The organism is Planctomycetota bacterium (genome assembly GCA_021414025.1).
Lineage (GTDB): Bacteria > Planctomycetota > Phycisphaerae > Phycisphaerales > SM1A02 > SYAC01.
Genome location: JAIOPG010000007.1, coordinates 276,379 through 287,388, shown reverse-complemented (window position 1 = coordinate 287,388; position 11,010 = coordinate 276,379). Strand labels below are relative to the sequence as shown.

At 64.6% G+C, this 11,010-nt stretch carries 9 protein-coding genes; 1 reads left to right on the top strand and 8 read right to left on the bottom strand.

Annotation, left to right across the window (positions count from 1 at the left end; all coding sequences use genetic code 11):
- Positions 1–16: 16 nt before the first annotated feature.
- From rpoB to tsaD, 8 genes are all read right to left on the bottom strand, one after another.
- The gene (gene rpoB, locus K8R92_10345) at positions 17–3,853 is read right to left on the bottom strand and encodes a DNA-directed RNA polymerase subunit beta (protein ID MCE9620291.1); all 3,837 of its coding nucleotides are present in this window, start codon (positions 3,851–3,853) and stop codon (positions 17–19) included.
- Between the two features lie 354 nt (positions 3,854–4,207).
- Positions 4,208–4,606, bottom strand: coding sequence for a 50S ribosomal protein L7/L12 (rplL, locus tag K8R92_10340; GenBank protein MCE9620290.1), 399 nt, complete (start codon positions 4,604–4,606; stop codon positions 4,208–4,210).
- A gap of 119 nt (positions 4,607–4,725) precedes the next feature.
- Entirely contained in the window at positions 4,726–5,271 is a 546-nt protein-coding gene (rplJ, locus tag K8R92_10335) for a 50S ribosomal protein L10 (GenBank protein ID MCE9620289.1), read from the bottom strand.
- Between the two features lie 22 nt (positions 5,272–5,293).
- Positions 5,294–5,998 (bottom strand): 50S ribosomal protein L1, encoded by a 705-nt coding sequence (gene rplA, locus K8R92_10330; protein ID MCE9620288.1) that lies wholly within the window; start codon positions 5,996–5,998, stop codon positions 5,294–5,296.
- A gap of 3 nt (positions 5,999–6,001) precedes the next feature.
- The gene (gene rplK, locus K8R92_10325; protein ID MCE9620287.1) at positions 6,002–6,427 is read right to left on the bottom strand and encodes a 50S ribosomal protein L11; all 426 of its coding nucleotides are present in this window, start codon (positions 6,425–6,427) and stop codon (positions 6,002–6,004) included.
- Between the two features lie 177 nt (positions 6,428–6,604).
- Positions 6,605–7,807 carry an amidohydrolase gene (locus tag K8R92_10320; GenBank protein ID MCE9620286.1) on the bottom strand — a complete coding sequence of 401 codons (1,203 nt, stop codon included), beginning with the start codon at positions 7,805–7,807 and terminating at the stop codon, positions 6,605–6,607.
- A gap of 109 nt (positions 7,808–7,916) precedes the next feature.
- Positions 7,917–8,474: a peptide chain release factor-like protein gene (locus tag K8R92_10315; protein ID MCE9620285.1), complete on the bottom strand. Its 558-nt coding sequence runs from the start codon at positions 8,472–8,474 to the stop codon at positions 7,917–7,919.
- Entirely contained in the window at positions 8,471–9,532 is a 1,062-nt protein-coding gene (tsaD, locus tag K8R92_10310) for a tRNA (adenosine(37)-N6)-threonylcarbamoyltransferase complex transferase subunit TsaD (GenBank protein MCE9620284.1), read from the bottom strand. The genes K8R92_10315 and tsaD overlap by 4 nt, the downstream gene beginning before the upstream one ends.
- Before the next feature lie 23 nt (positions 9,533–9,555).
- On the opposite strand from tsaD, the gene hflX reads away from it, so the two are divergent.
- Positions 9,556–11,007: a GTPase HflX gene (gene hflX / locus K8R92_10305; GenBank protein ID MCE9620283.1), complete on the top strand. Its 1,452-nt coding sequence runs from the start codon at positions 9,556–9,558 to the stop codon at positions 11,005–11,007.
- Positions 11,008–11,010 lie beyond the last annotated feature (3 nt).

Here is an 11,010-nt window from a genome sequence, read left to right as displayed (position 1 = left end):
GCCGCCGAGTCACGGGTTACAGCAGCGGGTCGATGTCGTTGGATTGCTTCTCGAGCTGGATGTTCATGCCCAGACCCTTGATCTCGTGGCAGAGCACGTCGAAGACCACCGGCATGCCGGCGTCGAGCGTGTTGGTGCCCTTGACCATGGAGTCGTAGATCTTGGTGCGGCCCTCGACATCGTCGCTCTTGACGGTGAGGAGCTCCTGCAGCATGAACGCGGCGCCGTAGGCCTCAAGCGCCCACACTTCCATCTCGCCGAAGCGCTGGCCGCCGGTGCGGGCCTTGCCGCCGAGCGGCTGCTGGGTGATGAGGCTGTAGGGGCCCGTGCTGCGGGCGTGGATCTTGTCGTCCACCAGGTGATGCAGCTTGAGCAGATACATGTAGCCGACGGTGGTGCGCTGATGGAAAGGCTCGCCGGAGCGGCCGTCGTAGAGCTGCACCTTGCCGCCGAAGGGAATCTCGGCCAGCAGCTCGCGGGCGTGGCCCGGATCCTTGCCCGTCGACTCGAAGTTCGCGACGCGGGTGCGGACGTGCTTGTTGGCGGTCTCCATCGCCTCGAGGATCTCGGCCTCGGTGGCGCCGTCGAAGACCGGCGTGATCGCCTGGAATCCCAGGACCTTGGCGGCCCATCCCAGATGGGTCTCAAGGATCTGTCCCACGTTCATGCGGCTGGGCACGCCCAGCGGATTCAGCAGGACCTCCACGGGAGTTCCGTCCTTCATGAAGGGCATGTCCTCCTCGGGGACGATGCGGGCGATGACGCCCTTGTTGCCGTGGCGGCCGGCCATTTTGTCGCCGACCGAGAGCTGGCGCTTGGTGGCCAGGTAGACCTTGACCATCTCGAGCACGCCGGAAGGCAGCTCGTCGCCGCGCTTCATGTGTCCGAGCTTGCGCTCCTTCTCCTCGCGGAGTGCGGTGATGCGCGGCCAGAACTGTCCGTAGACGGTCTCGGCCTTCTCCTTGGCATCGGCGGATCCCTTGATCCACTTCGGCGCGAAGCCGTCGATCTGCTCGAGGATGACCTCGGGGATGTCGCTGGCGCCGACGGTCTGTCGGGTGCTCGGATCGATCATCGGGGAGCCGGTGATGTTGACGATCTCCTTGGTCATCTGGCGGAAGAGATCGATGCGCTTCTGGTCGATCTCGGTCTCGAAGGCTTCCATGTCCTTCTTGAGCTGCTTCTTCTGCTCGTCGCTCAGATGCATGCGGCGGCTGAACCGGCGGGCGCCGATGACGATGCCCTCGGTGCCGGCGGGAACTTCCAGCGAATCATTCTTCACGTCTTCGCCGGCGCGGCCGAAGATCGCGTGCAGCAGCTTCTCTTCGGGGGAAAGCTCGCTCTTGCTCTTGGGGCTGACCTTGCCGACGAGAATGTCGCCGGGGCCGACCTTGGCGCCGATGCGGATCACGCCCTTGTCGTCCAGGTTGCGCAGCAGACGCTCGGAAACGTTGGGGATATCGCGGGTGAATTCCTCGCGGCCAAGCTTGGTCTCGCGCAGCTCCACGTCGAAATTCTCGATGTGGATGCTGGTGAAGGCGTCGTCCTTGACCAGGCGCTCGCTGATCACGATGGCGTCTTCGAAGTTGTAGCCGTCGAAGGTGTTGAAGGCCACCAGCACGTTGCGACCGATCGAAAGCTCGCCCTGCGAAGTGCTGGCGCCGTCGGCCAGGATGTCGCCGGTCTTGATCTTCTGGTTCATCTTGACCAGCGGCTTCTGGTTCTGGCAGGTGCGCTCGTTCAGTCCGACGAACTTGCGCAGCACGTACTCGTCGGCGTTGTCAATGATGATGCGCTCGGCGTCGACCTGGGTCACCACGCCGCCGCGGCGGGCGCGGATGATCATGCCGCTGTTCATGCCGACCGACTTCTCCATGCCCGTGGCGACCACCGGCGGGTCGACGCGGATCAACGGAACGGCCTGGCGCTGCATGTTGGAACCCATCAACGCGCGGTTGGCGTCGTCGTGCTCAAGGAAGGGAATCAAACTGGCGCTGACGCCCACGATCTGCTTGGGGGAGATGTCGACGAACTCGACGTCGTCGGACGGAACCGGCGTGAGATCGCCGTCGCGGCGGGCGACGACATTCTCGCCGCTGAGGCGGCCTTCGCGGTCCAGGCTGTCGCTCGGTGCGAGCACCTTGCGGAGTTCCTCGTCGGCGCGGAGCTTGCGGATCTTGCCGGTGGCCTTGCCATCCTTCACTTCCCGGTAGGGAGTGAGCAGGAATCCGTAGGCGTCGACCTCGCTGTAAATACCCAAACTGGCGATGAGTCCGATGTTGGCGCCTTCAGGCGTTTCGATCGGGCAGATGCGGCCGTAATGGGAAATGTGGACGTCGCGCACCTCGAAAGTGGCGCGCTTGCGGTTGAGTCCGCCGGGGCCGAGCGCGGACAGACGGCGCTCATGCACGAGCATGGAGAGTGGGTTGGTCTGGTCGACCACCTGGCTCAGCTCGCTGCGGCCGAAGAAGAACTCGATGGCGCTGGAGATGCTCTTGGAGTTCACCAGGTCGGCGATCTTGCCGAGCTCGCTGGGGTCCTTCACGCTCATGCGCTCCTGCACGGTGCGGCGCAGCTTGAGGAAGCCCTTGCGGATCTCCTCGACCGCCAGCTCGTCGAGCGTGCGGAGGCGGCGGTTGCCGAGATGGTCGATGTCGTCGGGATGGGCCCGCGGATTGCGCGAGCGCAGGTCGAGGATGTACTGCACCACGGCGAGGAAGTCCTCGGCGCGCAGGCTCTGCGTCTTGGAATCCGCCTCGGTCCACTTCCAGGTGCGGCCCTCGGCCTTGTCGCGCTCCTTGTAGATCTCGAACTTGCGGTTGATGCGGAAGCGTCCGACGCGCCCCAGGCGGTAGCGGTTGTCGTCGAAGAACTTTTCCTTGAAGAGGGCGCGGGCCTTGTCCACCTGCGGCGGATTGCCCGGACGCAGACGGCCGTAGATCTTCAGGTTGGCGGCGTCGTACTCGGTGACCTCGGCGAGGAAGTCGAGCTTCTCTTCGGCGATGGTGTTGAGAATGAGCGAGTCGGTCGGGTTGGTGATCACTCGCGCGGTCTTCAGGCTGGACTGGATGATGATCTCCAGGCCCTTGACGCCCAGCTGCTGGCCGGGATTGCAGACCACTTCGCCGGTGTCGCTGTCCACGATGAGCTCGGCCGAGTGATGCTCGGGCTTGAGCTTCTCGACCTTGACGTCCTCGATCTCGTAGAAGAGCTTCAGCAGGGATTCCGTGCTGGAAAAACGCTCGTCCAGGGCGCGCAGGAAGGTGGTCGCCGCGATCTTGGTGCTCTGGTCGATGCGCATCGCCAGCACGTCCTTCTTGGTGACCTCGAGCTCGATCCAGCTGCCGCGCTCCGGGCTGATGCGGGCGCTGTGCAGCGGCCGGTCGCCGACGCGCGAGGCGATGGAGAAGTCGACGCCGGGGCTGCGGTGCAACTGGCTGACGATGACGCGCTCGGATCCGTTGACGATGAATTCGCCGCCGCCCATCATCACCGGGATCTCGCCGAGGTAGATGTCCTCTTCGCTGATCGTGGTGGTGCCGTTGCGGGTCAGGCGCACCTTCACGCGGAAGGGCAGGCCGTAGGTCAGGCGGAGTTCGCGGCACTCGTCGGGGGTGTAGCGCGGCTGCTCGAGCTTGTACTCGAGGTACTCCAGCTTCACCGTGCTGTCGTAGCTCTCGATCGGAAAGACCTCGCGCAGCAGCGACTCGATGCCGATGGTGGTGTCGCGCTCGTTGGGGGCTTTTTCTTTTTGGAGGAAACGCTCGTAAGCGTCTCGTTGAACTTGGGTGAGGTTTGGGACGGAAGTGGCATCACCGCGTTTTGAGAAATCGCGGATGGTCTGAGTGGGCATGGGAATGCGTCGTCCTGGATTCTCTGCAACGCCGAAAAAGAGCCGTGTTCCCGCCAGCCGGGTTCACTTCGAAACTGATTCAAAATATTCAGCCTTGGATCTTCCGAGTTGCTTGCACCGCCGAGCCCCGAAGGCTAGCAAGAGCCAAGCCAAAACTCAAGATGAGAAACAGTCAAGAACTTGAAAAAAATTATCCTATTCCTAAAGTTATACGGACCTTGCAAGATCAGCCAATGGTCTCCCGAATGGGAATCAGCCTCTTTTTCCGACCTTTTTGTCCAATAGAAAAGCCCGTTCCAGAGTCTGGAACGGGCTTGTTTTGCCAAAAAAATCCTCGAAATCCAGAGATTTCGATTACTTGATGACGACCTTGCCGCCGGCGGCCTCGAGCAAGCCCTTGAGCTTGTCGGCCTCCTCCTTGGTGATCTTTTCCTTGATCGCCTTGGGGGCTCCGTCGACCATGTCCTTGGCTTCCTTGAGGCCAAGACCCGTGGCTTCGCGAACGACCTTGATCACCTGGATCTTGTTGGCGCCCGCATTGTCGAGAATGACGTCGAACTCGCTCTGCTCGGCAGCGGCTGCGCCTGCGGCAGGTCCGGCGGCAGCCATCATCACGCCACCACCCGCAGCGGGCTCAATGCCGTACTTGTCCTTCATGTACTCGGCAAGATCGACCGCTTCCTTCAGGGTGAGGGAGGCGATCTCATCGCCGATCTTCGTGACCTTCGCTTCAAACGTTTTCGCATCTGACATGACTCAAACTCCTATGGGCCTTTCCTGTGAGGCGCCGGAACATCCGGCGTTTGACCCGAGAGGGCCTGACAGAAATCGGCAAAAAGACTGTTTCACAAACCAACACACATGCAAACGGTTCAGGCCTTGGCGGCGATGGTCTCGCCCGCCTCGAGCTTCCGTTGAATTTCCTTGACCAGACCGACCGCGGCCCGTCCCGGTCCGCACACCGCGCCGACCACGTTGCGGGCCGGGCTGAGGTAGAGGGTGACGATCGTGGACAGCGCCTCGACGCGGGTCGGGAACTTGCTCAGACGCTCCACGCCGGCCTTGCCGTCGAAGATCACGCCGTCGATGCAGGCGCCCTTGAACTGAAGGCTTTCCTTCTCCTTTGCCCAGGCGACGATCTCGCGGGCGATGTCCACGGCGCTTTCGGCGCCGGTCAGCACCGCGGTCGGGCCGACCAGGTACTTGGCCAGCCCCTCGAGCTTGGTGCCCTCGAAGGCCTTGCGGGCCAGGGTGTTTTTGACCACGCTCACCCGGATGTGCTTCTCGAGCAGGGTGGTGCGCATGGCGTTGTTGGTGCTGGCATCCATGCCGCGGATCTCGACCAGCACCGCGCCGGAGGCGCCGTCGAAGCGCTTCTTGTATTCGCGGACGATCAGTTCTTTGATGGTTTTGCTCATGGGGGTGTTCCTTGTCTGGGCGTCAGGCGCTGACCTGCACGCTCGGGCTCATGCTGCCCGCGATGACGCACTTCTTCAGGTAGACGCCCTTCACGCTCGAGGGCTTGACCTTGTGGATGACGCCGATGAAGTGCTTCAGGTTGTCGACCAGCTGGTTGTCCTTGAAGCTCATCTTGCCGATGACGCACTGCACGTTGCCGCTGTCGTCGTTGCGGTATTCCTGCTTGCCGGCGCCATACTCCTTCACCGCGGCGGCGACGTCGGCGGCGACGGTGCCGGCCTTGGGGCTGGGCATGAGCCCCTTGGGACCCAGGACCTTGCCGAGCTTGGAGACGATGCGCATCATGTCGGGGCTGGCGACGGCGACGTCGAATTCCATCCAGCCGCCTTCGATCTTGGCCACCAATTCATCGGAGCCGGCCTCGATGGCGCCCGCGGCCTTTGCCGCTGCGACCTTGTCGGATCCGCAAAAGCAGACCACGCGCGAGGAGCGGCCGATGCCATGGGGCAGGCTGATCGATCCGCGGAGGGCCTGGTCGGCGGCCTTGGGATCGATGCCCAGATTCACGACCACATTGACGGTCTGGTCGAACTTCGGGGCTTTGAACTTGCGCAGCGCCGACACCGCCTCCTCAGGGGAGACCGCGGTCTTCGGACGCAGCTCAAGGCTCGCGCGCATGCGCTTGCCGCCGTGGAACTTGGTTGTTTTTTGTGCTGTGATTGCCATGGTTTAGCCTTCCACCGTCACGCCCATGCTCCGGGCCGTGCCTTCGACGACGCGCATCGCGGATTCCACGCTGCGGGTGTTGAGATCCTTCAGCTTCTCCTCCGCGATCTTGCGGACCTGGGCCTTGGTCATCTTGCCCACCTTCACGGTGTTGGGCGTGCCCGAGCCCTTCTCGATCTTCAGCGCCGCCTGGATCATCACGCTCACGGGGCTGGACTTGATCTCAAGATCAAAGGTCCGGTCGCCGTAGACGGTGACGATGCAGCCGACGATGCGGCCGTTGAGCTCGCGGGTGAGCTCGTTGAACTTGGTGATGAACTGTCCGGGGTTGACGCCGTTGGCGCCCAGCACGGGGCCCAATGGAGGAGCCGGCGTTGCCTTGCCTCCCGGCGCCATGATCTTGAAAACTTTGGTGATCTTCTTGGCCATTGCTTCTTACCTCCTACGCAGCGAGCTTCTACAGGAAGCCATTTCGATCAGCCGGATCGAAACTTGTCGCGACGTAGTTCAAACGGCGTGCGAAAGTGAGCCGAACACTGTACCCGAAGCCGGGGGCGGCTTCAACGCCTTAAAGGATGAAATTTTGACCTTCGGATGGGGCGAAATTCAGGCCCGGTCCAGGGCCAGATGGCAGAACATTTCCACCCCGGTGGCGATGGAATCGTCGTTGAAGTCAAAGGCGGGATCGTGCAGGGGGGGAAAGGCCTGATTCGGCCGCTTCTGACCCAGAATGAAGAAGCAGGCCTTGGCGGCCACTCCATATTCAGAGAAATCCTCCGCCCCCATGACCGGACTGGCCATGGAACGGACCCGATCGGCACCCAGACCCGCACGGGCGACGCGCTCGAAGCGCTCGAAGGTCTCCGCGTCGTTGAAAGTGGCCGGTGTCCCGGGAAGGAACCGAACCGTTGCCGACACGCCCAGCGTCGCCGCGATGCCTTCGCAGATGGCGTGGACGCGCCGGTTCACATGTTCGCGCACCGGTTGACGCAGCGCGCGGGTGGTGCCGCGCAACGTCGCCGTCGGTGGAATCACGTTGAAGGCGCCGCCGGCATTCAGCGCCGAGACCGTCACCACCGCGGCGTCCAGGGGATCGATCTCGCGCGACACGATGGTCTGCAGCGCCTGCACGATTGAAGCGGCCGCGATCACGGGGTCCGCCGTCAGATGGGGCCAGGCGGCGTGGCCGCCGCGCCCCTGGATGACGCACTCGAAGGAATCGGCGGAGGCGAGCATGGGACCGGGGCGCGACGCCACGCATCCCACATCAAGCGTCGGCCAGGCGTGCATGCCGTAGATGCGCCGGACTGCGCTGCCGATGCGCGATCCGTCCAAGGCGCCATCGGCGACCATGCGTTCGGCGCCCATGCCGGTTTCCTCGGCGGGCTGAAAGAGAAAGGTCACGGGATTGGGCAGCGGCGACTGGCGGGCCAGGCGCGAAAGCACCCGCGCCGCCCCCAGCAGCATCACGGTGTGTCCATCGTGGCCGCAGGCATGGGCGCGGCCCTCCACCTTGCTGCGCCAGTCGCAGGGAGTCTGGTCGGGCATCGGCAGGGCGTCGATGTCGGCGCGAAGGCCGATGGATTGAGCTCCAGGTTCGGCGCCGGCGAGGTGGGCGACGGTGCCGGTTCCCCCGGCAAATCCCGCCTCGAAGGGAATGGCGAGTTTTTTCAACTCATCGCGGATCAACGCCGCGGTGTTGACTTCCTCGAAGGCGGACTCCGGATGCTGATGCAGGTGGCGGCGAATCTTCACCAGATCGCCAAGGGCTTCCTGGACCAGCGCGCGAATCTCCGTCGGGGAAGCCATGGGGAAAGTTTAGCAGGCGGCGCGGGTATCTCGTGATTGCGCAGGGCAGCCCACACCGGCGCAGGCGATCCGAACCGCTCACGGCAGGCGTCGGTGCAATCGCATGGAACTATTTTCGAATCGGCGGCAGACCGACTTCGACACGGCCCTCGTTGACCCGCGCGAAGGCGGCCTTGTCGTGGTGGATCAGCCGGCTCAGCTGGCTCATGGTGATGCCGAGCACGCCCGCCGCGCCGGCCAGGTCAAAGCGCCGCGCGACCACCACATCCAGCGCCTCGGCCAGCAGGCCGGGATAATCTTCGTGGTCGGGATTCACGCACATCTTGTCGCCCTGCCGCCGCGAGCGCCACAGCTCCGAGGCCGCGTGACGGTCGCGGTTGGTGGCCACTCGCAACTGGATTGCCAGCCGGCGGCGCAGGCGCTTCAGCGCCATGCTGCGATTCTGCGCCTGGCTTCGGCGCTCGGTGGCCTGGGATTCGATGCCCGTCGGCGTGTGGATCATCCACACCGCGGTGTCGCGGCGGTTGCGGTTCTGTCCGCCCGGGCCCGAGACGCGGCCGAACTCCACCTGGCACTCCTTGAGCAGCTCGATCTCGTCGATCGTCGCGGGATGGGGCGCCGGCACCATCTGGAATTTGTCGGAGACATGCGGAGGTCGGTAGGTCATCGGGATCGCAATCGGGAAAGGGGCTCGGCGGCCAGCGAAAGATCATCCCGCTCGCCCGCCGCCAGCCGCAGCAGCGCGAGCCCACCGATCATCACGGCGTTGTCCGTGCAATATTCCTTGGGCGAGAGGAACAAGGGAACCTTCTCCCGAAGGGCGAAGTCTTGCAGCATGGTACGGACGCTTTCGTTGCGGATCACGCCGCCGCCGGCGCAAATCGAACGGGCGGGATGCGCTTCCCACGCGGATCGCAGGCATTTCTCCAGTCCCTGCACCACGCCGCGCTGGAATGAGGCGGCCAGATCGGCCTTTCGCGAAGGGGTGAGCTCGGGCGGGGCGGGCCGCGAGGGGCGATTGGGTGCGCCGGGAACACCGCGGACTTCATAGAGGAAGGCGGTCTTCACGCCGCTGAGCGAGATGTCGGCGCTGCCGGCGAAGTGGCCGGCGCGAAAGTCGAAAGCTCGCTCGTTGCCGTCGCGGGCGAGTTTTTCCAGCAGGGGTCCTCCCGGCCAGCCGAGCTGCAGAATCGAAGCGGCCTTGTCGAAGGCTTCGCCCGCGGCGTCGTCGCGGGTGCGGCCGACCACGCGTGCCTCCAGCGGCGATTCCAGGAACATGAAGTGCGTGTGACCGCCGCTGGCGACCAGCCCCAGCGCCGGATAGCTGGGAGGTTCCGGCTGGAAATGACAGGCGACCAGATGGGCGAGCACATGGTCGACTCCCAGAAAAGGTTTTCCCAGCGACCAGGCCAGCGCCTTGGCGGCGCTGGTCCCCACCAGCAGAGACCCGATGAGTCCCGGCCGGATCCCGACGGCGACCGCATCGAGCTGATCGAACGATGCGCCGGCGCCGCTCAATGCGGCGCGGATCGCCGGCAGCAGCTTTTCCAGATGGGCGCGGCTGGCCAGCTCGGGGACCACGCCGCCGTACATGGCGTGCACCTGGTCCTGGTCGATGACGGCGCTGGACCGGGCCACGAGCCGCCCTTCGCGCAGCTCCACCACCGCCGCGGCGGTTTCGTCGCAGCTGGTTTCCAGCGCCAGCACGGTGAGCGGTGCATTCACGCCCGGCATCCTAGAATCGTTTCGTGGAAACGGATCTTCATCGCGGCTCGACGCTTTCCGAGTCCGCCATCCTGGTGCAGGTGCATTTGCCCGACTCCGATTTCGATCACCACGATCCTCTGGCGGAATTGCGAGCCCTGGTGGAAAGCGCCGGCGTGAAAGTGGCGGGCGAGCTCGAGCAAAACATGAAGCAGCCCCGCGGAGCGACCTATCTGGGCAAGGGCAAGGTGGAGGAGCTGGGCCTGATGGCCAAGCAGCTCAAGGCGGGCGTGGTGATCTTCGACAACGACCTCTCGCCGAGCCAGTTGAAGGGACTCGAGGAGGCGCTCAACTGCAAGGTGATCGACCGCAGCGAACTGATCCTGGACATCTTCGCCAACCGCGCCTCCACGCGACAGGCGCAGCTGCAGGTCGAGATCGCCCAGCTGCAATACACCGCGCCGCGCCTTCGCGCGATGTGGCAGCACCTGGGTCAGGTCACCGGCGGCTCGCCCATGGGCGTGGGCACGCGCGGGCCCGGCGAGCAGCAGATCGAAATCGACCGGCGCATCGTGAAGGAGAGGCTTGACCGTTTGCGCCGCGAGCTGGTCGAGATCGCCCAGCGCAAGGAGCGCGAGGTGCAGGGGCGCCGCGACAGCCATTTCACCGTGGGGCTGGTGGGTTACACCAACGCCGGCAAGAGCACGCTCTTCAACGCCCTGACCCGCGGCGGCGCCTTCGCCAACGATCAGCTTTTCGCGACGCTGGGCACACGCGTCGAGGAGTGGAGCCTGGGCGGCGGCAATGCCTGCATGCTCTCGGACACGGTCGGCTTCATCCGCGATCTGCCCCATCATCTGGTCGCGAGTTTTCGCAGCACGCTGGAGGACGCGATCCACGCGCACCTGCTGCTGCTGCTCATCGACGTCTCGGATCGGCGCGCACCGCAGCAGCTGGAAGTGGTCGAGAAGACCCTGGAGGAGATCGGCGCCACCGACCAGCCGCGCGTCCTCCTGCTCAACAAGGCGGATCGGCTGGGCGAGATCCGCGGCCTGGCGGCCAAAGGGGTGCGGCCGCTGGACGAGTGGCTGGAGCTCAAGCCCGACGCGATCGTGATCAGCGCGCAGCAGGGGAGCGGCCTCGACCTGCTGAAGCAGCGCGTCATGGACGCGATGCGCGGCGAGCTGCGCACCATCGCCGTGACCGTTCCGCTCAAGGAGGCGCGAATGATCGATTTCCTGGAGAAGCGCTGCCAGGTGTCCCATCGCGATTACACCGACGGCGTGGTGACGCTGACCGTGGAGGTGGGGCGGCGACATGTCGACCTGATGCTGGCGCGGGGGACGCAGTTTCAGATCGAGGGCATGCCCGCGGCCGACTATGTGCGCAATCATTGGGAGGCCGCCGCTGCCGCGGTGCCTCGGCGCCAGCCGCCGCACGAGCGATTGGCGGATTCGGTCGCGATTCCGGCGCCGCGCAAAAAAAGTCGCTCCTGAGAC